This is a genomic window from Pseudomonas sp. C2B4 (assembly GCF_013359695.1).
Lineage (GTDB): Bacteria > Pseudomonadota > Gammaproteobacteria > Pseudomonadales > Pseudomonadaceae > Aquipseudomonas.
Window position 1 is genome coordinate 15,194 of sequence record NZ_JABFMU010000036.1, and the last position, 20,217, is coordinate 35,410.

General features: G+C 60.8%; 20 protein-coding genes. 12 read left to right on the top strand and 8 right to left on the bottom strand.

The features are described 5' to 3' along the window. Positions 1-91 precede the first annotated feature (91 nt). Entirely contained in the window at positions 92-2,542 is a 2,451-nt protein-coding gene (locus HNQ83_RS20785; RefSeq protein WP_175390663.1) for a penicillin acylase family protein, read from the bottom strand. A 198-nt stretch (positions 2,543-2,740) separates the two neighbouring features. Between HNQ83_RS20785 and HNQ83_RS20790 the strand changes: the two genes are divergently transcribed. After that, positions 2,741-3,292: a cysteine hydrolase family protein gene (locus HNQ83_RS20790; RefSeq protein WP_175390701.1), complete on the top strand. Its 552-nt coding sequence runs from the start codon at positions 2,741-2,743 to the stop codon at positions 3,290-3,292. A gap of 144 nt (positions 3,293-3,436) precedes the next feature. On the opposite strand, the gene HNQ83_RS20795 is transcribed toward HNQ83_RS20790, so the two are convergent. The 4 genes from HNQ83_RS20795 to HNQ83_RS20810 are packed head-to-tail and all read right to left on the bottom strand — an operon-like array spanning position 3,437 to position 5,153. Then, positions 3,437-3,637: an SEC-C metal-binding domain-containing protein gene (locus HNQ83_RS20795; RefSeq protein ID WP_034146774.1), complete on the bottom strand. Its 201-nt coding sequence runs from the start codon at positions 3,635-3,637 to the stop codon at positions 3,437-3,439. 5 nt (positions 3,638-3,642) lie between these two features. After that, positions 3,643-4,128, bottom strand: a complete 486-nt coding sequence (locus HNQ83_RS20800; RefSeq protein ID WP_175390664.1) for an LEA type 2 family protein — start codon at positions 4,126-4,128, stop codon at positions 3,643-3,645. 46 nt (positions 4,129-4,174) lie between these two features. Next, on the bottom strand, positions 4,175-4,651 hold the full coding sequence (locus HNQ83_RS20805; RefSeq protein ID WP_175390665.1) for a YchJ family protein: 477 nt from the start codon (positions 4,649-4,651) through the stop codon (positions 4,175-4,177). A gap of 4 nt (positions 4,652-4,655) precedes the next feature. Continuing rightward, entirely contained in the window at positions 4,656-5,153 is a 498-nt protein-coding gene (locus tag HNQ83_RS20810) for a DUF6231 family protein (protein ID WP_175390666.1), read from the bottom strand. A 190-nt stretch (positions 5,154-5,343) separates the two neighbouring features. Between HNQ83_RS20810 and HNQ83_RS20815 the strand changes: the two genes are divergently transcribed. From HNQ83_RS20815 to HNQ83_RS20830, 4 genes are all read left to right on the top strand, one after another. Further along, on the top strand, positions 5,344-6,039 hold the full coding sequence (locus HNQ83_RS20815) for an OmpA family protein (protein ID WP_175390667.1): 696 nt from the start codon (positions 5,344-5,346) through the stop codon (positions 6,037-6,039). Positions 6,040-6,128: 89 nt separating this feature from the next. Next, positions 6,129-6,842 (top strand): OmpA family protein, encoded by a 714-nt coding sequence (locus tag HNQ83_RS20820; RefSeq protein ID WP_175390668.1) that lies wholly within the window; start codon positions 6,129-6,131, stop codon positions 6,840-6,842. A gap of 147 nt (positions 6,843-6,989) precedes the next feature. Next, complete coding sequence (locus tag HNQ83_RS20825) at positions 6,990-7,268, top strand: DUF1145 domain-containing protein (protein ID WP_175390669.1); 279 nt, start codon at positions 6,990-6,992, stop codon at positions 7,266-7,268. After that, positions 7,261-8,019 carry a collagen-like protein gene (locus HNQ83_RS20830; protein ID WP_175390670.1) on the top strand — a complete coding sequence of 253 codons (759 nt, stop codon included), beginning with the start codon at positions 7,261-7,263 and terminating at the stop codon, positions 8,017-8,019. Before HNQ83_RS20825 ends, HNQ83_RS20830 begins: the two co-directional genes overlap by 8 nt. Positions 8,020-8,122: 103 nt before the next feature. Here HNQ83_RS20830 and HNQ83_RS20835 read toward each other — a convergent pair whose 3' ends face one another. Continuing rightward, positions 8,123-8,587: a CopD family protein gene (locus HNQ83_RS20835; protein WP_175390671.1), complete on the bottom strand. Its 465-nt coding sequence runs from the start codon at positions 8,585-8,587 to the stop codon at positions 8,123-8,125. Positions 8,588-8,686: 99 nt separating this feature from the next. Here HNQ83_RS20835 and dinG point away from each other — a divergent pair, with 99 nt between their 5' ends. From dinG to pdxH, 5 genes are all read left to right on the top strand, one after another. Then, the gene (gene dinG / locus HNQ83_RS20840; RefSeq protein WP_175390672.1) at positions 8,687-10,831 is read left to right on the top strand and encodes an ATP-dependent DNA helicase DinG; all 2,145 of its coding nucleotides are present in this window, start codon (positions 8,687-8,689) and stop codon (positions 10,829-10,831) included. A 93-nt stretch (positions 10,832-10,924) separates the two neighbouring features. Then, positions 10,925-13,426 carry a beta-agarase gene (locus HNQ83_RS20845; protein ID WP_175390673.1) on the top strand — a complete coding sequence of 834 codons (2,502 nt, stop codon included), beginning with the start codon at positions 10,925-10,927 and terminating at the stop codon, positions 13,424-13,426. Between the two features lie 226 nt (positions 13,427-13,652). Continuing rightward, the gene (locus HNQ83_RS20850) at positions 13,653-14,798 is read left to right on the top strand and encodes a serine hydrolase (RefSeq protein ID WP_175390674.1); all 1,146 of its coding nucleotides are present in this window, start codon (positions 13,653-13,655) and stop codon (positions 14,796-14,798) included. 115 nt (positions 14,799-14,913) lie between these two features. Continuing rightward, positions 14,914-16,029, top strand: coding sequence for an OmpA family protein (locus HNQ83_RS20855; protein WP_175390675.1), 1,116 nt, complete (start codon positions 14,914-14,916; stop codon positions 16,027-16,029). Between the two features lie 24 nt (positions 16,030-16,053). Next, entirely contained in the window at positions 16,054-16,701 is a 648-nt protein-coding gene (gene pdxH / locus HNQ83_RS20860; protein WP_175390676.1) for a pyridoxamine 5'-phosphate oxidase, read from the top strand. Positions 16,702-16,706: 5 nt separating this feature from the next. Here pdxH and HNQ83_RS20865 read toward each other — a convergent pair whose 3' ends face one another. Continuing rightward, the gene (locus HNQ83_RS20865; RefSeq protein ID WP_175390677.1) at positions 16,707-16,943 is read right to left on the bottom strand and encodes a hypothetical protein; all 237 of its coding nucleotides are present in this window, start codon (positions 16,941-16,943) and stop codon (positions 16,707-16,709) included. A gap of 167 nt (positions 16,944-17,110) precedes the next feature. On the opposite strand from HNQ83_RS20865, the gene HNQ83_RS20870 reads away from it, so the two are divergent. Beyond that, positions 17,111-17,575, top strand: coding sequence for a glycine zipper 2TM domain-containing protein (locus tag HNQ83_RS20870; protein WP_137807050.1), 465 nt, complete (start codon positions 17,111-17,113; stop codon positions 17,573-17,575). A 92-nt stretch (positions 17,576-17,667) separates the two neighbouring features. Here the strand turns inward: HNQ83_RS20870 and nhaA are convergent, their stop codons facing one another. Beyond that, the gene (nhaA, locus tag HNQ83_RS20875; RefSeq protein ID WP_175390678.1) at positions 17,668-18,855 is read right to left on the bottom strand and encodes a Na+/H+ antiporter NhaA; all 1,188 of its coding nucleotides are present in this window, start codon (positions 18,853-18,855) and stop codon (positions 17,668-17,670) included. A 240-nt stretch (positions 18,856-19,095) separates the two neighbouring features. On the opposite strand from nhaA, the gene HNQ83_RS20880 reads away from it, so the two are divergent. Beyond that, on the top strand, positions 19,096-20,190 hold the full coding sequence (locus tag HNQ83_RS20880) for a PLP-dependent cysteine synthase family protein (protein ID WP_175390679.1): 1,095 nt from the start codon (positions 19,096-19,098) through the stop codon (positions 20,188-20,190). The last annotated feature ends 27 nt before the right edge of the window (positions 20,191-20,217 follow it).

Sequence of the window (20,217 nt, forward strand, 5' to 3'; positions counted from 1 at the left end):
TTCGCGAAGAGGACGTGTCAATCAACCTTCAAGGTGACTGACACACCGTTTCGCGAGCAGGCTCGCTCCCACAGGGATTTTTCAGCCGTCTTTATTTGCCGGGTGTCAGGGTCAATCGCTTGGTTCCGTACACCTTGTCAAAGTTCTGCGGTTGCATCGGCAGGCTCATGTATTGCCCCTTCAACCACGGATCGATGCTGTTGAGGTAGTTAGGGCTGGCCGGGTTGCCGGACTGGCCGGTGGCGAGCTGGCCCGTCAGCGGCTCGGCCTGGCCGAAGTCGACGATAAAGCGCATGGCCGGCACCAGCGTCGTGTTGAAGTCCTGGCCCCAGGTGAACGCCGCGGTGTTGAGCGTGGTGTGATCGCCGCCTGCCGGCAGCGGACCGCGTACGGTCTGGCCATGGCTGTTCTTCCATTCATAGCGGTGCAGTTTGCCCCACTGCCAGGCTTTGTGATCACCACCCAACTGACTGTCGCCCGCGCTGATCGCCGCGGCCAGGCTGCGTGCGAGGATGGCCGGTTTGTCTTCTTTCTGCGCGGTGCGCGCGTCATCCCAGAACGGACTGTCTTCACGGCCCAGCAGATGATCGGCCTGTGCGGCGTAGGACAACTTGCCGTTGGCGATAAAGGCTTTCCACGCCGGGCTGCTCTCTGGACCCAATTCGTCGAGGAAGATTTGCTTGGTGCTTTCCTGCAGGAACAGCTCGTAGATCGCGGCGTCAGTGGAGGTCGGGGCCAGTTTGCCGTCGAACGCCATCAAACGGGTCAATGCTTCGCGTGCCTTGCCGCGATCCGCCTCGGGCAGCGCGTCGATGGCCTGCTTGAGCGGCTGGGCCATGCCCGGTGCTTCGAACATCTTCTTCAGTTTGGCGGCGAAGGTCGTGGTTTGGTCGTACTGCATGGCGATCAGGCTGCGGGTGTCATGTTTGCCGATGCCGGCCAGTTCGGCCAGGCGCTCGCCGCGTTCCGGTGCCGACCAGGAATTGGACAGCTGCATGCCGTAGCCATGAGGGATGACCCGTTGGTTGGCGGTACCGAGCCAGCCTTGGGCCGGGTCCTGATCGTAGGGGTGCAGCATCGGATCGGCGTAACCGTCCCAATCGTAGCGTCCGTCCCAGCCCGGCGAGGGCAGCAGGCCTTCGCCTTCGCGGCGGTTCGGGTAGCGGCCGGTGACTTGCCAACCGATGTTGCTGGCATCGGCAAACACCAGGTTCAAGGCAATGGCGCGGATCTCGCGGCTGGCGTCCGACGCCTTTTCGACGTTCTGTGCGCGGGACAGGTCGAAAAACGCGTCCAGGGTTTTGTCGTCGGTGAAGTTCGGCGTCTGCAGGGCCAGGCCGAAGCCGCTGCCCTGGGCCAGGCCCTGGGCGCTGTTGAGCAACGGGCCATGGCGGGTTTCGAACACCGCTTCGCGAATTGGCCGCTGGCCTTTGACGAAATAGGTTTCGTTGCGCACGATCGCAGGCGTCCATTTGCCGTTGGATTCGTAAGTCAGGCCATTGCCCTGGCGCTTGATTTTCTCCAGGAACAGGTCCTGGTTGTCGCCCATGACCGTGGTCATGCTCCACGCCACTTTGCCGTTGAACCCGCCCAGCACCATCGGCAAGCCGGCGATGGTCACGCCGGATGCCTGATACTTCGGTGCGCGAATCTGCACGTAGCTGAACAACGATGGCACCCCCATCGGGCCATGGCTGTCGCTGGCCAACAGGCTTTTACCGCTGCGACTGCGTTGCGGGGCGATGGCCCAGTTGTTCGAGGACGTGGCGCCCAGCAGGTTCAGCTCAGAGAGTAGTCCCGTGGCTTTGCTGATATCTGCCAGGCCCGGTACTTGTCCATTGAGCTTGATGCCCTGCAGCTTTTCGCTTTCGGCCAGCGGCAGTTTTTCGTCTGGCGCGGAGGGCGTCAGCCACGGGAGTTTGTCGGTGGTGATCGTTTGGGCCAGCACCAGCGAGGAAATTTCTTCGGGCAGGTTCGCGGACTGACTGAAGTTCAGCAGGCAGAAAATCAGCGCCGAATCTTCCGGTTTCCAGTATTCAGGCTTGTAACCGCTGGCCGCGAGGTCGGCCGGCAGTTTGTCGCGGTAGCGGAACAGGTAGGCGTTGACCCCGCGAGCATAGACTTCGAAGAATCGCTTGAGGCGTGGCGAAGAAGCCTTGTACAGCTCGCCGGCGCTCTTCTTCAAGTTGACGGCACGCATGTAGCGGTCGGCATCCAGCAGATCCGAACCCTGCATCTCGGCCAGGCGTCCCTGAGCCAGCAAACGCAGGGTGACCATTTGCGTGATGCGGTCGCTGGCGTGCACGTAGCCGAGGGTGAACAGGGCGTCGTGGAACGTGCTGCTTTCGATCAACGGCATGCCCATGGCATTGCGGCGCACCGAAACGTTCTGTGCCAGGCCCTTCAGTGGCTGTACACCAACAGTGGGCGGCAGGGTGTCCTGGGCATTGAAGCTCTGACAGCCGGTCAGGCTCAAAACCCCCGCCACTGCTGCGGCAACGCCGAACCGGGGTAGAAAATGTGTAAGGGCTGGCGAGGCCATGGCAAAGCTCCTGCGGGAGTAAGGGTGCAATTAAGGCAAAGGCGCTACGTTAGTGAGCGGGAAGGGGGTGCGCAAGCGGACAAAAGGTCTTATTTCAGGATTTGTCCAAGTCATCCGAATGACGTTGCAGGGTTGTTTGTCAGCGGAGGCAATGTTGAAGTGCGACAAACTCAATCAACAAGCGTGAGAAAAGTCGGCATGGAGCTCAAGGCAAACGCAGCATTGATCATCATCGATCAACAAAAAGGCATCCTGCACCCCAAACTCGGTCGTCGAAATAATCCCCAGGCCGAGGCGCGCATGCTGGAACTGCTGGATCATTGGCGGCGCAGCGCAAGACCGATCATCCACGTACAGCACCTGTCCCGCTCAGCGGATTCCGTGTTCTGGCCGCAGCAATCCGGCGTGGAGTTTCAGGAGCGTTTTCAGCCATGGCCTGGCGAGCAACTGATTCAGAAGCAGGTGCCGGATGCGTTTTGTTCGACGGCGCTGGAGGCCTGGTTGCGCGAGGTGGGGATCGAACAATTGATCATCGTGGGCGTGGCGACTCACAACTCGGTGGAGTCCACGGCGCGAACGGCGGGCAATCTGGGGTTTGATACGTGGGTGGTGGAGGATGCGTGCTTTACCTTCGACAAGGCCGATTTCTTTGGAAATGCCCGTTCAGCCGAGGAGGTGCATGGGATGTCGTTGGGGAATCTGCAGGGGGAGTATGCGACGGTGGTCAGTACGGCGCAGATCCTGGTGTGAAGCCTTGTAGGAGCGAGCTTGCTCGCGATGGTCGTTAACGATAATGCGTACCGAATGGTTCAACGCGGCGTTTTCGAGTTTTTCGCGAGCAGGCTCGCTCCTACATGGCGATTCAACGGGCGAAGAAACTCTTCGCCCAAAGCATCAAGCGCCGTGGCACTTCTTGAATTTCTTGCCGTTGCCGCATGGGCAAGGGTCGTTGCGGCCGACATCTTTCAGGGCGTTGCGCACCGGTTCCTGGTGGGCGTGGCCGCAGTTCGGGCCGTGGACATGGCCATGGTCGTGATCATGGTGGTCATGATCGTGGTTGCAGTCAGGGCCATGGACATGGGGTTGCTGGGTCATCGGGGTTACTCCGGAATTAGATCGGCGGGGATTATTACGCCATTACGCGCCAGGTGCACGTAGTGAGCGATGAATAAACCGGTTTCCATCTCGCCTTCCAGACGATAGGGAATGCCTTGCTCGGACTCTTTCAGCTGTTTGACCAGGTCTTTGATCTTGGGCCAAAGGTTGGTGCGGATCGGCACCTTGTAAAAACGGCTGGCCTTGGGCGTGACGGTGATCCAGTGTTCATGTTCGCCTTCGGCCAGCAGGATGCCACCCAGGTGAATGCGATATTCCAGGCCGCGCACGGTCAGGTCACTGTCTCGGCGGTTATCGATGCGAAAATGCAGCACGAACCGCTGCTCCATCAGCTTGGCCCGCTTCACTTCAACCCTGACCAGATGCACCTCGGGGTCCGGCTCATCGGAGCTGAACCAGGACGCACAGCCACCGAGCCCCAGGCACAGGGTCAACGTAACTAGATAGAGTCCGAGCCGTCGGGTGATCATGGTGGTGTTTTCCTCCTTGAACCCCAGTCTAGTCGTTGGCTCTACTTCAACCGCCGAAATACCCCGAACAGCACTTCTTGAACTTCTGCCCGCTGGCGCAAGGGCAGGCGTCGTTACGCCCGACATCGAGTTGCACGGTGGGATCAATGAAGTACCAGTGGCCGGCGTTCTGCACGAACGATGAGCGCTCGCGGTGGCTGTGTTCGCCGCTGCCGTCGTGCCAGCGCGCGGTGAAAGTGACAAAGGCGTGTTCCGGCTGCCCGCCGAGGACTTCAGAGCTTTCCACCTCAAGACCCAGCCAGGTGCTCTGGGCGCTCCACTCACTGATCGATTGCCGATCGAGGCCTGCCTGCTGGGCGGGCAGGGTGGTCGTCACCAGGTAATCAATCAGGCCCAGCACATAAGCGCTGTAGCGCGAGCGCATCAAGGCTTCGGCGCAAGGGGCCGGGTGCCCGGCGTGGTAATGACCGCAGCAGGCATCGAGGAGGGTGCCGCTGCCGCAAGGGCAAATGGATGTACTCATTGCGTTACCACCAATATTTCCCGAAATTTTCCGGATTGGCCCAGAACCGCGAGTTGAGCCAGTCGGGGACTTGCTTGTATTCAAGCAGATCATAGGTAAACAGCGTCAACACCTGATCGTCGCGCTGGAAGCGTTCACTGGCTTGCAAGGCCAGAGAGAAAAAGTCCGTCTCTTGCCAGCCGCTGGCCGGCAAGTCGGCCAGTACCGCAATGCGGCTGGCGTTGAGGTTGCGGATGCCGCCCAGCAAATTCAGCCCATCGCGCTTAGGCAAGTGTTCAAGGCAATCGACGACCAGCGCGAGATCAAACCGGCGCGCCGCCAGCTCGGCAGGCAACGGGCCGGGTGCCGTGTGCGCCACGCAGCTGTCGGGGTGCGCAAGCTTGAAGGCCTCAAGCGCGGGGAACTCGCTGGCGCCAATCAGCAACAGCCGCGAAGGGGCGTAACGATCCAGTAAAGCGGCCAGCGCCTGTTGCGGCGTGCGCGAAGAAATACCTGCATTCATCGAAGATCCTCACTCAGATTTGCCAAGACTAGCCTGCCCGCCAGTTCGAGCCTAGAGCGCGTTTTTCGTAAAAGTGACGATCTCCCGTGAATACGGGACAAAACTGCAATGGCCTATTGCTGGCGGAGTTTTAATCTCCGGTCTTTACTCCCTTAATCGGTTCTAAGCCGATCCTTCAGGAGAAAACTAGATGAGCATAGTTCGGACAGCATTACCCCTGGTTCTGCTAACCAGTGTGTTGACTGGTTGCGCAGGTTTGCAGAAAACCGACTGGCCGATCTGTGCGGCAGTCGGCGGTGTCGTAGGTGCGGGCATCGGAGCGACCGAGAGTTCGTCATGGGCCGGTTGGGGAGCATTGATTGCCGGCGGTACGGCGGCGGCCTATTGCTGGGTTCATGGTGATGGCGACGAAGACGGCGATGGTGTGCCGGATAGCCGCGACAAGTGCCCGGGTACCCCTAGAGGCGTGAAAGTCGATGCCGATGGTTGCCCACCACCAGCACCAGCTCCTGTGGTTGAAGAAGCCGTGGTAGTCAAGGAAGAAACCATCGTCATTCGCGATGTTCACTTCCAGTTCGATAAAGCAACGCTCACCGCGTCTGACAAACAGGTTCTGGATAAGATCGCCACTCGCCTGAAAGCGGAAGCGCCTACTGCCCGCCTGACCGTTACCGGCCATACCGACAGTGTGGGCAGTGATACCTACAACCAGAAATTGTCGGATAAACGCGCTCACTCGGTGGTTGAGTACCTCATCCAGGAAGGCGTGCCGCGCAGCAACTTCGTGTCTGTTTCCGGTGCCGGTGAAAGTCAGCCGGTTGCCGATAACAAAACCGCCGACGGCCGTGCACAGAACCGTCGTACGGAAATCAAAATCCAACGCTAGCTCCCTCGCATCCGCGGCTTGTGCAGTCGCGGATGCGGGTCTTTACTCCTGTGTGACCGGCATTGGCCGGTGACACAGGAGCTTTCAAAATGACCAAACTCACACGGACCGTCTTACCGGTTCTGCTGCTTGGCAGCCTGTTGACCGGTTGCGCTACTCACAGTGATGGCACCGCCCCCCTCAATCAACGCACCTGGCCGATCTGCAGCGTCATTGGCGGACTGGTCGGCGGAGGCTTGGGCGCTATTGGAAGTAGCGGTTGGGCGGCCGGTGGAGCGGCGCTCGGTATCTTGAGCGGTGGTTTGATCTGTTATGCCCAGGATGGTGATGAGGACGAGGATGGCGTTTTCGATCGACGCGATCGCTGCCCGGACACCCCGGCCAATACACCTGTGGAACATCACGGTTGCCCGTTGCCGCAATATCCGGTCAGCGAGAAACCTGCGGAACCTGTACAGCCCGAAGTCATCACGTTGAGCAATGACGTGTTTTTTGGCTTCAATCAATCCGACCTGACCCCCTACGCGCAGAGCCAGCTCGATTCGATCATGAGCAAACTGCTGGACGCCGACGTGGTGGGCATCAAGGTGGTAGGGCACACCGACAGCGTCGGGGCGGATGCCTACAATCAGGCGTTGTCGGAGCGACGTGCCAGCAGCGTTGCACAGTACCTGTTGAGCCAGGGCGTGGCGCCGAGCAAGCTCACCAGCGAAGGCAAGGGCGAAAGCGAGCCGGTGGCTGATAACGAAACAGAAGAAGGCCGCGCGAAAAACCGTCGTGTGGAGCTGCACATCAATCGCTGAGCCGCGAGCTAGAGCCGTCGTGTGAAAAATCGTTTCACGGCGACGGCCATTCGGCGGCCATCATGAAGAATTTTCGCTCGCCCTCTGGCTTATCCCGCGTGGAAGCCGTTACTGTGCGCGCAAAGAATAATTCTCATCGGGGGGCGTATGAAGGTGTTATGGGGGCTGGGGAAGCTGTTGACCCTGCTGTTCTGGCTGGTGGTGCTGGCCAATCTGCTCACGCCGTTCGTCCATCCGCTGCATCTGCTGGTCAACCTGGCCGGTGGCCTGTTGGCGACCCTCCATCTTCTCGAAGCGCTGCTGAGCTATCGCAGTCTCAGAGGTCGTGCCCATCCGTGGCTCGATCGCTTGAAGATTATCGTTTTCGGCGTCTTCCACCTGCAAACCCTTCCGGCTCCCACCGCAACTAAGGCTTCCCATGCGTAAACTCTGTCTGCTCGCGGCACTCATCAGTCCATTGGCTTGCGCCCAGGTGGTGAGCGTCGAAACCAACTCGTTGATGCGCCTGCCCAACACCGCCAGTACTTTGCAACTGGAACGCCTGGTCGTGGCGGACTACGGTACCTTGCTGATTCCCTCGAACGTGACCGAAGTCACCGTTGGCGAACTGCAGCTGGGACGTGATGCGCGCATCGCGATCGTGCCCAGCGAACAGGCGCTGGAGCTGAAGGTCAGTCGTGCCGAGTTGTCGGAGGGCAGCCAGATTACCGCTCGCGGTGCGCCCGGCACGTACCAGAAAGCCGCCCGTTCCGGACGTAATCTGAACTTGCAGATCAAGTCCCTCAACGCGCCGCAATTGCTGGTGGATGCTCGCGGTGGTGCGGGAGCGCCGGGTTTTGTCGGGCTCGACGGCGCCAACGGTCAGGCACCGGGCTGCACCTGGGGGCAGGCGGGGCGCGGTGCCGATGGCAGCGATGGCAGTGACGGTCAGCCAGGGGCGCCAGGTGCGCTGGTCAAACTGGCGGTGCCGCGTGACTACCCGGCAGAACAGATCAAGGTCCAGGTGGCCGGCGGTGCCGGTGGCCTGGCCGGGCCTGGTGGCAAACCGGGAGCGGGCGGTAAGGCCAAGGGCTGCATTATCTACAAGGCCGATGGTGGCAAGAGCGGTAAACCTGGCGCTGATGGACGACCGGGACCTGCGGGGGCAGCGGGTTCGGTGACGGTTCAGCGGTTGTAAGCCGTTTCTGACATGGTTGTCGCCTGATCAATTGCATTCGCGGGCAAGACCGCTCCCACATGGCTGTGATAAACCTGTGGGAGCGGGCTTGCCCGCGAAGCTTTTAGAAGGTTGGCCTGACCGCAGCAATCGCCACCACCACCAACCCGACAATCAGGTTGATCCCCACCACCCTGCGAATTCGTCCCAGCACCGCCGCCCCGACCGGCCAATCCTGCGCCTCCACGGCAGTGCGCAGTTCCGGCAGCATCAACGCCTGAATCCGGATAAACAGCGCCGTCATCACCACATACAACCCCATCATCACCTGCACATAACGCGGCGCCAGTTCAAAACCGGCGAAGTGCAGATTCAGCATGCCCACGCCGCTGACCGGCAGCAGCACCACCGCTACCCAGACCCAGCGGAAAAAACCTTGAAACACTTCTACCCACAACTTCAACCGGGCAGGGCCTTCAAGTGCCTTGATTGCTGCGGGACGCAGGACCATCCAGGCGAAAAACATGCCGCCGACCCAGACCAGGGCCGCCAGTACATGCAGGCTATAAATGAGGCTAAAAGGTGTCATTGGGGTACTCCGTTCTGCGCGGGATTCATTAGCGGGGTATGATAGCGGCCGATCCGAACCACTGAAAATTTATCCAGCGTTTTTTGCGCCCGACAATCCATGATCAGCACTGAACTCAAAACCACGATCCAGGGCGCCTATTCGCGTTTTCTCGAAGCCAAGAGCCTCAAGCCGCGCTACGGCCAACGCCTGATGATCGCCGAAGTCGCCAAGGTCCTCGGTGACATCGACACCGACGACGAAGGCCGGCGCAGTGGCGAGCCGGCAATTGTCGCGGTGGAAGCCGGCACCGGTACCGGCAAGACCGTTGCCTACAGCCTGGCGGCCATTCCCACCGCCAAGGCTGCCGGAAAGCGGCTGGTAATCGCCACGGCCACCGTCGCCCTGCAGGAGCAGATCGTCTTCAAGGATCTGCCCGACCTGATGCGCAACAGCGGGCTGAATTTCAGTTTCGCCCTGGCCAAGGGGCGCGGGCGCTACATGTGCCTGTCCAAGCTCGACATGCTGCTTCAGGAAGGCCACGCGCAAACTGCCACGGCACAGCTGTTCGAAGAAGAAGGCTTCAAGATCGAGGTCGATGAGGCCAGTCAAAAGCTGTTTACCAGCATGATCGAGAAACTCGCCGGCAATAAGTGGGACGGCGACCGTGACAGTTGGCCGAACGCCCTGGAGGACGCCGACTGGGCACGCCTGACCACCGATCACAGCCAGTGCACCAACCGCCATTGCCCGAACTTCGGTCAGTGCGCCTTCTACAAGGCCCGCGAAGGCATGGGCAAGGTCGACGTGATCGTCACCAACCACGACATGGTGCTGGCCGACCTGGCCCTGGGCGGTGGAGCGGTGCTGCCGGACCCGCGCGATACCATCTACGTTTTCGACGAAGGCCATCACCTGCCTGACAAGGCCATCGGCCATTTCGCCCATTACACACGCTTGCGCTCCACCGCCGACTGGCTGGAAACCACCGCCAAGAACCTCACCAAACTGCTGGCCCAACATCCGCTGCCGGGGGATCTGGGCAAGCTGATCGAGCAGGTGCCGGAGCTGGCGCGGGAGATCAAGACCCAGCAGCAGTTCATGTTTACCGCTTGCGAGCAGATCGCCGATTTCAAACCCGGCGAAGATGTCGAAGGGCGCGAACGGCCACGCCATCGTTTCGTCGGCGGGGTGATCCCCGAGCACATGCGCGAGATGGGCATCGAACTGAAAAAGGGCTTTGCCCGCCTGACCGATCTGTTTACGCGCCTCACCGACTTGCTCAAGGAGGGCATGGACGGCGAGGTCAATATCGGTATCGCCAGCAATCAGGCCGAAGAGTGGTATCCGCTGTTCGGCAGCCTGCTGTCCCGTTCTTCGGGCAACTGGGAGTTGTGGACTGCGTTCACCGTCGAAGACCCGGAAGACAACCCGCCCATGGCGCGCTGGTTGACCCTGGCCGAAAGCGGTTCCCTGTTCGATATCGAGGTCAACGCCAGCCCGATCCTCGCGGCGGAAATGCTGCGACGCAATCTGTGGAACGTGGCCTACGGAGCCCTGGTGACCTCCGCGACCTTGACCGCCCTCGGTACGTTCGACCGGTTCCGCATGCGCGCCGGCCTGCCGAAAAAAGCCGTGACCGCCGTGGTGCCGAGCCCGTTCCATCACGCCGACGCCGGTGTGTTGCGGGTGCCGAACCTCAACGCCGACCCTCGGGATGCAGCGGCACACACCGCGGCAATCATTCGCGATCTGCCCGAGCTGGTCGAAGGCTCGCGGGGCACGCTGGTGTTGTTCTCTTCGCGCAAACAGATGCAGGACGTGTTCGACGGTCTCGATCGCGATTGGCGCAAGCAGGTGTTCATCCAGGGCAACCTGTCGAAGCAGGAAACCCTGAACAAGCACAAGGCGCGGGTCGACGGCGGGGATTCGAGCGTGTTGTTCGGCCTGGCGAGTTTCGCCGAAGGGGTCGATTTGCCCGGTGCGTATTGCGAGCACGTGGTCATCGCCAAGATTCCGTTCTCGGTGCCCGATGATCCGGTCGAAGCCGCGCTGGCGGAGTGGATCGAAGCCCGGGGCGGCAACCCCTTCATGGAGATCTCCGTGCCGGACGCCTCGCTGAAACTGGTCCAGGCCTGCGGTCGCTTGCTGCGTACCGAAGAAGACCGCGGCACCATCACCTTGCTCGACCGGCGCCTGGTCACCCAGCGCTATGGCAAGGCGATCCTCAATGCGTTGCCACCCTTCCGGCGCGAAATTTCCTGATACCGGTGGGCAAATCTGCCCACCGCGTTGTCTATCTCTCTGCCACCGCTTTTCCACTGGCCCATTGAGGTCGTTAGGGAGAATTTCGTTCTCATGATCCGCCGTTCGTTACCTGCTGTATTGACCTTGATTTTCGCTGCCCCGTTGCTGGCAGCTCCAGCCGCTCAGCAGACCCTGTTCAACTTTGTCCGGCCCGCCGATGTGGTGCGGGTGGTCACCGAGAACGCCGATCTGCCGCAAGCCAACGCCGAGCAAACGCCTGAAGGCGAAGTGCTGCGCCGGGTGACTTTCAATCCGGTGGCCCGCCCGACCTTGCGCATGACCCCGCAAACCGGCGCCTGGGACTGGTCGCAGTCGGCAATGATGAGCCTGCGCATTCAGAGTGCGATGAACTGGGCGATCACGCTCTATGTGCAAATCCAGAGCAACGACGGTAAGACACTGGTCAGCCGTATCGACCTGCCGGCCGGTCCTGCGCAGACATTGTTGGTGCCGCTGGTTGCGACTTCGCCGCTGGCTCAGGGCATGAAGGCCGGGCCGCCGATGCCAACCACCGTTGATGGTCAGCGGGTATTTCTGGCCAGCAGCAGTGGCGAACTGGACCGCAGCCAGGTCGTATCGGTCAGTCTGTGGATGGATCAACCCAAGGCCGCCCAAAGCATTCTGCTCGAGCGTTTCGGTGTGCAGGACGGGGATGCGGTCACCCAAGCCGTATACGGCAATCTGGTGGACGCCTACGGCCAGTCGACCCGGGGTAAATGGCCGGAGAAAATCGCCAATGACGAACAACTGAAGTCCGCTGCCGCCAAGGAACAGCAACAACTGAACACCTGGCTGGCCGGACGGGAGAAGTCGTCGCTGGACAAGTTCGGTGGCTGGACCCAGGGCCCGGCATTCAAGGGCAGTGGTTTCTTTCGCACTGAAAAACGCGATGGCCGCTGGTATCTGGTAACGCCGCTGGGGTATCCGTTCTACTCGCTGGGCGTCAATACCGTCGCGGCAGACGTCAACCAGACTTACATCGCCGGCCGCGAATGGATGTTCGAATCCTTGCCCAAGCCTGAGGAGCCGCTGGCCAACCACTACGGTGAAGGCGATAACCGTGGCGGCAACGGCGTCGATCAGGGACGGGGCTTCAATTTCGGGCGCTGGTACGACTTCTATGGCGCCAACCTGCAACGTCTGTACGGCGACCCTTGTGCGCTGGGCAGCGATACCAAGGCCGGCGTGGCGGCAGCGGCCAAGGCCGATGCGGTAGAGGCCACTGCGCAGAAGGCCGCCGAGCCACCGGTTGTTCCATCGACCGCCGAATCCGGTGTTGCCGAAGCGGCCAAGGCAGATGCCGAGGGCGCGACGGCGGCGAAAGCGATCGAGCCAGTGCCGGCCGAACCCTGCAAAGCGGTGTTCGACGAAAAACGCTGGGCCAGCCAGACCCTTGATCGCCTGCAAGCCTGGGGTTTCAACACCGTGGGCAACTGGAGCGCGCCCGCGTTGGCGGACTCGGAACGCATGCCGTACACCTTGCCGCTGTCGATCGTCGGCGATTACACCAGCATCAGTACCGGTAACGACTGGTGGGGCGGCATGCCCGACCCGTTCGACCCGCGTTTTGCCATGGCCACCGAACGCGCCGTGGCCATCGCCACCCGCGACCATCGCGACGATCCATGGCTGGTTGGTTACTTTGCCGACAACGAGCTGGCCTGGGCCGGCCCTGGCGATGATCCGAAGGCCCGCTATGCCCTGGCCTACGGCACCTTGAAAATGACCACCGATGTACCGGCCAAACGCGCGTTCCTCAAGCAACTGCGCGACAAATACCGTAATCAGGCCGGACTTTCCAAAGCCTGGGGTATTGATTTGCCAGCCTGGGAATTGATGGAAGACCCAGGTTTCGTGCCGCCGCTGCCAAGCGCGGAGCACCCGGAAATCGAGGCTGACTTCAAATACTTCCAGAAGGTCTTCGCCGACACTTACTTCAAGACCATTTCGGACTCGCTCAAGTGGCACGCACCGAACCATTTGTTGCTCGGCGGCCGCTTTGCCATCAGCACGCCGGAAGCTGTCGAGTCCTGCGCCCGGTATTGCGATGTGTTGAGTTTCAACCTGTACACCCTGCAACCGCAGGATGGCTATGACTTCGCCACACTGCGCAGCCTCGACAAGCCCGTGCTGATCACCGAGTTCAACTTCGGTTCGACGGATCGCGGCCCGTTCTGGGGTGGTGTGACGCCACTGGCGAAGGAAGAAGACCGTGGCCCGGCCTACGCGAACTTTCTCAAACAGGCGCTGAGCGAGCCGTCGATTGTGGGTGTGCACTGGTTCCAGTACCTCGACCAACCCGTGACGGGGCGCCTGCTGGATGGCGAAAACGGTCACTTCGGACTGGTGGGCATCACCGATCTGCCATTCCAGGGTTTTGTCGACAACGTGCGCAAGAGCAACCTGGCGGCCGTCGATCAGTTGGTCAAGCAAGCGCAGAAAGCCAGCGCCGAAGCCGACAAAGCCCGCCATGACACCGAAGGCGGACGCCAGGCCGAGGCGGATAAAGGCCCGGAGAAGGGCGCGGGTGGGCATTCCGGCAAAGGTCATTGAGTCCTGATTGACCGCTTTATCGTTCTTCGCGAGCAGGCTCGCTCCCACAATGCTGCGTCGAGCCATTGTGGGAGCGGGCTTGCTCGCGAAGGCGTCTTTACAGGCGCAATGCATTTCCGATCAGTTCCGAGGGCGATTGATCGCCCGGCCCGCCCCTGTTCCCAAATCCCTCGAGGGCTGGAACAATGCGGGCCACTTTTTACAGTGTTTATCCGGGGAGTTGCGGGTGCAGATTCAGGGTCATTACGAGCTTAAGTTCGAGGCAGTGCGTGAAGCGTTCGCGGCGTTGTTCGACGATCCTCAGGAGCGTGGCGCGGCGTTGTGCATCCGCATCGGCGGCGAAACCGTGCTTGACCTGTGGTCCGGCACCGCCGACAAGGACGGCGCCGAGGCCTGGCACAGCGATACCATCGCCAACCTGTTCTCCTGCACCAAAACCTTCACCGCCGTCACGGCTTTGCAACTGGTGGCCGAAGGCAAGTTGCAGCTGGATGCCCCCGTTGCCCGCTACTGGCCGGAGTTCGCTGCGGCCGGCAAAGAATCCGTGACCCTGCGCCAATTGCTCAGCCATCGTGCCGGTCTGCCAGCGCTGCGTGAATTACTGGCCCCCGAAGCGCTGTACGACTGGCAGACGATGGTTGACGCCTTGGCGGCCGAAGCCCCTTGGTGGACGCCCGGTGAAGGCCACGGCTATGCCGCGATCACTTATGGCTGGCTGATTGGCGAGTTGCTGCGTCGTGCCGACGGTCGCGGGCCGGGTGAATCTATCGTGGCCCGGGTGGCCAAGCCTTTGGGGCTGGATTTTCACGTTGGCCTGGCCGATGAAGAATTCCACCGTGTGGCACACATCGCTCGTGGCAAAGGCAACGTCGGCGATGCGGCGGCCCAACGCCTGCTGCAAGTGACCATGCGCGAGCCGACGGCCATGACCACCCGTGCCTTCACCAATCCACCGTCGGTACTGACCAGCACCAACAAGCCGGAATGGCGACGCATGCAGCAGCCGGCCGCCAATGGCCACGGCAACGCCCGCAGCCTGGCCGGGTTTTACGCCGGCCTGCTCGATGGCAGCCTGCTCGAAAGCGAAATGCTCGATGAATTGACCCGTGAACACAGCCTTGGCGAAGACAAGACCTTGTTGACCCGGACCCGTTTCGGCCTGGGCTGCATGCTTGATCAGCCGGACGTGCCTAACGCCACCTTCGGCCTTGGCCCGCGAGCGTTCGGGCATCCGGGCGCCGGTGGTTCCATCGGTTTTGCTGACCCGGAGCATGATGTGGCTTTCGGTTTTGTGACAAATACACTGGGGCCGTACGTCTTGATGGATCCGCGCGCACAAAAGCTTGTGCGGGTACTGGCCACTTGTCTGTAAATCACGCTCGAAGGTCCCAGGTCCGGAACCCAAAAGCCTTTTCAGTTTCAAATCATCTGTTTATACGGGCTTGACCGGCCCGCTTTTTTTTTGACTTCATTTTTGTGGATATCCAATGTCAACCAAACCAACCCTCGCCTTGGCACTGTGCTTCGCTATTACCGGTTGCGCACAGAATCCGAAAAATGATGCGGACGGCGGCAGCTGGTGGCCGTTCAGTTCCTCCGACAAAGTCGCGGCCAAAGAGCCCGCTCCGGCACCCTTGAAACCAGCGGCGACCACCCCGGTGGCCAAGACGGAAAGCAGCAGCCACTGGTACTGGCCGTTCGGCTCTGATGACAGCGCTGAAAAGCCAGCTGCCAAACCGCTGCAAGTAAAAACTGAAGCGAAGCCTGAAGCCAAACCAGTAGCAGTGACCAAGGCTGATGCCGATTCTGGCGGCAAGTGGTGGTGGCCGTTCGGCGGCAAGGAAAAAACCACGGCCAAAGCCGTACCGATGCCCGACCCGAAAGTGACCCAGGCCTGGCTCGACGACTACGAACCCCGTCTGCGCACGGCGATCAAGGACAGCAACCTGCAACTGGAACGCCGTGAAAACGTGCTGGTGGTAATCGCGCCGGTCGAAGGCTCGTTCAACCCGGACCGTCCGGCCATGCTGCTGCCCGTCACCCTCGGCCCGTTCACCCGCGTGGCGAAAATCCTTGAAGCCGACCCGAAAACTGCCGTGTTGGTGCTGGGTCATAGCGACACCTCCGGCGCCGCGCCCGCCAACGTCAAGCTGAGCCAGGAGCGTGCCCAGTCGGTCGCAGCGATTTTCCGTCTCAGCGGCCTGCAGCGTGATCGTCTGATGCTGCGCGGTATGGGCAGCGAGGCTCCGCGTGCAGCCAACGACAGCGTCGAAGGGCGCGCACTGAACCGTCGGGTAGAATTGCTGGTGACTCCGCAAGACACCATGATCGCGTTGCTGAGCAAGTACAACATGCCAGCCCCGGCGCCTGTGCGCACGGTCGCAGCCCAGGACGCCAAGCCGGCAGCCAAGCCTGTGACGCCAGCGCCCGCCGATGCGAAAAAAGCCGCTGCACCGGTGGCGAAAAAAGCACCCGCGAAGAAAGCTGCCAAGGCCCCGGTCAAAAAGGCCCCGGCCAAGACGGCGACTCCGGCGAAAAAGACAGCACCGGCCAAGGCCGCTGCGGCTGACAAGAAAGTCGTTACCGATACCACAAAGCAGTGATTTGCTGACTAAAAGGAATGCGTCATGACCAAGGCTCTGGCTGATATGCGCCGCGATTACACCCGTGATGGCCTGACCGAGGCGCAAGCCCCGGCCGAGCCGTTCGCGCTGTTCCACCAATGGTTCGCCGACGCGGTGAAAACCGAGCAGGCACCGGTGGAAGCCAACGCCATGACATTGGCCACGGTCGATCAGGAAGGTCGACCGCATTGCCGCATCCTGCTGCTCAAAGGGCTGGACGCGACGGGTTTCACCTTCTTCACCAACTACGACAGTGCCAAGGGCCAGCAGCTGGCTGCGAATCCGTTCGCGGCCATGACCTTCTTCTGGCCTGCCCTGGAGCGTCAGGTGCGCATCGAAGGGCGGGTGATGAAGGTCACGCCTGAAGAGTCCGACGCTTACTATCAGGTTCGTCCGCTGGGTAGCCGCCTGGGGGCTTGGGCATCGCCGCAAAGCCAGGTAATCGCCGATCGTGCTGAACTGGAATCGTTGCTCAAGGACACCGAACAACGTTTCAGCGACAGCCAGCCTCACTGCCCTGAACACTGGGGTGGTTACCGTTTGTTACCGGAGCGCATCGAGTTCTGGCAGGGCCGTTCGAGCCGCCTGCACGATCGCCTCAACTATCGCTTGCAGGGCGCCGACTGGATTCTTGAACGTCTGGCACCCTGAGCAGTCTACCGCTCGAGATAGCCTGCCGCTGCGGCTTCCAGCCATTGCGGCAGGTCTCGACGCTTGATCTTTTGCGCTTGAGCGTTCGCCAGTTGCTGGAGCATGAACGCTTTTTTGCGTTCGTCGTTGCCCGCCAGCGATAACGCCAGATCGCGGTCCATCCAGCGTTTGATCCTCACGTATAGCCACCAGTGGAAATACAGGCCGGCAACGGTTGTGACGACAATGATAAAGTAATCCATGAAAATCCTGTCTCTGGAGGGCAGATCGCGCAATTTGCCACTACTGTGTGGTGAGTTCACGCAGGTGCCTGTACAAGGCCTGAATCAAAGCAATTTTATCCGGGCGATGCCGTGACATGCGTCAATCTGCGGAGTTTAATGGTTACCTGTCCTTTGGAGTTGATGCTATGCGTAAGTCTGTTCTGCTGGTTGCTTCCTTTTCCACGATGGCGATGTTGCTTACCGGCTGCCAATCGAGCCTGACCGGTGACTCCTACTCCCGTGACGAAGCGCGTCGCGTGCAGACGGTTCGCATGGGCACCATCGAAGCCCTGCGCCCGGTGAAAATCGAAGGCACCAAAACCCCAATCGGCAGCATCGCCGGTGCGGCGGTCGGTGGTGTTGGCGGCAGCGCCATCGGTGGCGGTAAAGGCAGCATCGTCGCTGCGGTCATCGGCGCAGTCGCTGGCGGCCTGGTGGGCTCGGCGGCCGAAGAAGGCCTGACCCGTACACAAGGTGTCGAAATCACCGTGCGCGAAGACGACGGCAGCATGCGTGCCTACGTGCAACAGGTTCAGGAAAACGAAGTGTTCCGCGTTGGCGAGCGTGTGCGAATTGCCACGGTCGACGGGACAAGCCGCGTTACGCACTAAGCGGGAATACGGATAAAAGAAACCCCCGATCAGTCACCTGATCGGGGGTTTTCTTTTTTGGGTAGTGCCGCGGGAGTCAAATGCGTATCGGACTATGAAACCTGGAGGCTGTTCCTGCGGCTCGCCGCCGCCGTCACCGCATAACCGATCAATGCGGCCAGTATCGAGCCAGTCAAAATCCCCATTCGGTCCATCCCGGCGTATTCGCTGGCACCCGGTACGAAGGCCAGGGAACCGACGAACAGGCTCATTGTGAAACCGATGCCGCAGAGGATCGCCACGCCCAGCACCTGGCCCCAGTTGGCACCTTGGGGCAGGGCGGCGATGCCTGATTTCACCGCCAGCCAGGTCAGGCCGAACACGCCGATGGTTTTACCCAGCAGCAGGCCGACTGCGATGCCCATCGGCACGTAATGGGTGAAGCTCTCGACGGTCACGCCGCTCAGTGACAGGCCGGCGTTGGCGAAGGCAAATAGCGGCAGGATGCCGTAGGCCACCCATGGGTGCAGTGCGTGTTCCAGGGTCAGCAGTGGCGACGGTTCGGCGTTTTTCGTACGCAGGGGAATGCAGAAGGCCAAGGTCACACCCGCCAGCGTGGCGTGGACACCACTCTTGAGCACGCAGACCCAGAGGATCAAGCCGATGATCATGTACGGCCCGAGCTTGACCACCCCGAATCGGTTCATGCCGACCAGCGCGGCGATGCACGCCGCGGCCAGTGCCAGGGACAGGGTCGACAGCGCGCCGGAATAGAAGATCGCAATGATGATGATCGCGCCGAGGTCGTCGATGATTGCCAAGGTCATCAGGAACAGCTTCAGCGACACCGGAACCCGTTTGCCCAGCAGCGCCAGTACCCCGAGCGCGAAGGCGATGTCGGTAGCGGTGGGGATGGCCCAGCCGCTGAGGGCTGGCGGGTTGTCACGGTTGAGGAACCAGTAGATCAGCGCTGGCACCACCATGCCACCGATGGCGGCCGCACCGGGCAGGACGATTTGCGACGGCTTGGACAACTGGCCGTCGAGGACTTCGCGTTTCACTTCCAGGCCGATCAGCAGGAAAAACAGGGCCATCAGTCCGTCGTTGATCCAAAGCAGCAGCGGCTTGGCGATCTTCAACGCACCGACCTGAGCCACCACGGGCGTGTCCAGCAAGCCGTTGTACAGCCACGACAGCGAGGAATTGTTGATGATCAAAGCCAGAATGGCTGCGGCGATCAACAGAAGACCGCTGGCAGCTTCCAACTGAAAGAAACGCGTGAAAGTGCTACGCAGAGGCAAAGTCGCTCTCCATTAGTCGATTCAAAAGGTCGGACACCCTAACCCGTACCCTTAGAAGTTAAAACAAAAGTTATATTCTTTTTTGTTATATGACGTTACAAACCGATTGATCCGTTCAGGCGATCTGAGCCTAGCAGTTGCCTGCCGTATTGAACCCCAGCTGTACCTGTGCGGGATGTAGGTTTTTTCCTAAGCTTGGTGATTAGCCAGACTCCTGCCCGATCCAACGAGAAAACCACCATGAGCGACAACCGACAGTGGGCCCGTGAAGCCATCCGGATCATCGAAGCCGATTTCCAGCGTAGTGCCGACACCCACCTGATCCCTTTGCCGCTGCCGGGTTTTCCGGGCATCGAGCTGTACTTCAAGGATGAGTCCAGCCATCCCACCGGCAGCCTCAAGCACCGTTTGGCCCGCTCATTGTTTTTGTATGCGCTGTGTAACGGCTGGCTCAAGCCCGGTGCGCCGGTGATTGAAGCGTCCAGCGGTTCGACGGCGATTTCCGAGGCGTACTTCGCCCGGTTGCTGGGGGTGCCTTTCATTGCGGTGGTGCCGGCCAGTACCTCCAAGGAGAAGATCGCGCAGATCGCTTTCTACGGTGGCCAGACTCATCTGGTGAATGATCCGACTCAGATCTACGCCGAATCCGAGCGTCTGGCGCGGGAACACGACGGACATTTCATCGACCAGTTCACCTACGCCGAACGCGCGACCGACTGGCGGGCGAACAACAACATTGCCGAATCGATCTTCCAGCAGATGCGTTTCGAGAAGCACCCGGAACCGAGTTGGTTGATCTCCAGCCCGGGTACCGGCGGCACCACGGCCACCCTGGGGCGTTACGTGCGCTATCGCCAACATTGCACTCGCGTGCTGTGTGCCGATGCCGAGCGTTCAGTGTTCTTCGATTTTTACCAGAACGGCGATGCCAGCCTGCGCCTGGACCATGGTTCGCGAATTGAAGGCATTGGCCGGCCACGGGTGGAAGCGTCGTTTCTGCCCAAGGTCATCGATGCGATGGTCAAGGTGCCGGATGCCCTGTCACTGGCGGCCATGCACTACCTGGCCGAGCGCTTGGGGCGGCATGTTGGCGGATCGAGCGGGACCAACCTGATCGGCGCGTTGATGGCGGCGCAGCACATGGCGGCAGCCGGCGAGACGGGGTCGATCGTGGCGATCCTGTGCGACAGCGGCGAGCGCTATGCAACGACTTACTACGATCAGAAATGGCTCAAGGCCGAGGGGTATGAGTTGAGCGGGTTGATGGCGGTGGTGGCGGCGAGTGTCGAACAGGGTGTTGCACTGCCGGGCAGCGTGTTGCGCGCCAATATCTGAGGACGTTCAAACACTGCAGAACCCTTG

Excerpts from the sequence above, each read along its gene's own strand:
- HNQ83_RS20790 (WP_175390701.1), top strand. The coding sequence starts at position 2,741 with ATGGAGCTCAAGGCAAACGCAGCATTGATCATCATCGATCAACAAAAA.
- HNQ83_RS20800 (WP_175390664.1), bottom strand. The coding sequence starts at position 4,128 with ATGATCACCCGACGGCTCGGACTCTATCTAGTTACGTTGACCCTGTGC.
- HNQ83_RS20825 (WP_175390669.1), top strand. The coding sequence starts at position 6,990 with ATGAAGGTGTTATGGGGGCTGGGGAAGCTGTTGACCCTGCTGTTCTGG.
- HNQ83_RS20855 (WP_175390675.1), top strand. The coding sequence starts at position 14,914 with ATGTCAACCAAACCAACCCTCGCCTTGGCACTGTGCTTCGCTATTACC.
- HNQ83_RS20795 (WP_034146774.1), bottom strand. The coding sequence starts at position 3,637 with ATGACCCAGCAACCCCATGTCCATGGCCCTGACTGCAACCACGATCAT.
- dinG (WP_175390672.1), top strand. The coding sequence starts at position 8,687 with ATGATCAGCACTGAACTCAAAACCACGATCCAGGGCGCCTATTCGCGT.
- HNQ83_RS20805 (WP_175390665.1), bottom strand. The coding sequence starts at position 4,651 with ATGAGTACATCCATTTGCCCTTGCGGCAGCGGCACCCTCCTCGATGCC.
- HNQ83_RS20785 (WP_175390663.1), bottom strand. The coding sequence starts at position 2,542 with ATGGCCTCGCCAGCCCTTACACATTTTCTACCCCGGTTCGGCGTTGCC.
- HNQ83_RS20810 (WP_175390666.1), bottom strand. The coding sequence starts at position 5,153 with ATGAATGCAGGTATTTCTTCGCGCACGCCGCAACAGGCGCTGGCCGCT.
- pdxH (WP_175390676.1), top strand. The coding sequence starts at position 16,054 with ATGACCAAGGCTCTGGCTGATATGCGCCGCGATTACACCCGTGATGGC.
- HNQ83_RS20865 (WP_175390677.1), bottom strand. The coding sequence starts at position 16,943 with ATGGATTACTTTATCATTGTCGTCACAACCGTTGCCGGCCTGTATTTC.
- HNQ83_RS20870 (WP_137807050.1), top strand. The coding sequence starts at position 17,111 with ATGCGTAAGTCTGTTCTGCTGGTTGCTTCCTTTTCCACGATGGCGATG.
- HNQ83_RS20845 (WP_175390673.1), top strand. The coding sequence starts at position 10,925 with ATGATCCGCCGTTCGTTACCTGCTGTATTGACCTTGATTTTCGCTGCC.
- HNQ83_RS20880 (WP_175390679.1), top strand. The coding sequence starts at position 19,096 with ATGAGCGACAACCGACAGTGGGCCCGTGAAGCCATCCGGATCATCGAA.
- HNQ83_RS20820 (WP_175390668.1), top strand. The coding sequence starts at position 6,129 with ATGACCAAACTCACACGGACCGTCTTACCGGTTCTGCTGCTTGGCAGC.
- HNQ83_RS20815 (WP_175390667.1), top strand. The coding sequence starts at position 5,344 with ATGAGCATAGTTCGGACAGCATTACCCCTGGTTCTGCTAACCAGTGTG.
- HNQ83_RS20835 (WP_175390671.1), bottom strand. The coding sequence starts at position 8,587 with ATGACACCTTTTAGCCTCATTTATAGCCTGCATGTACTGGCGGCCCTG.
- HNQ83_RS20830 (WP_175390670.1), top strand. The coding sequence starts at position 7,261 with ATGCGTAAACTCTGTCTGCTCGCGGCACTCATCAGTCCATTGGCTTGC.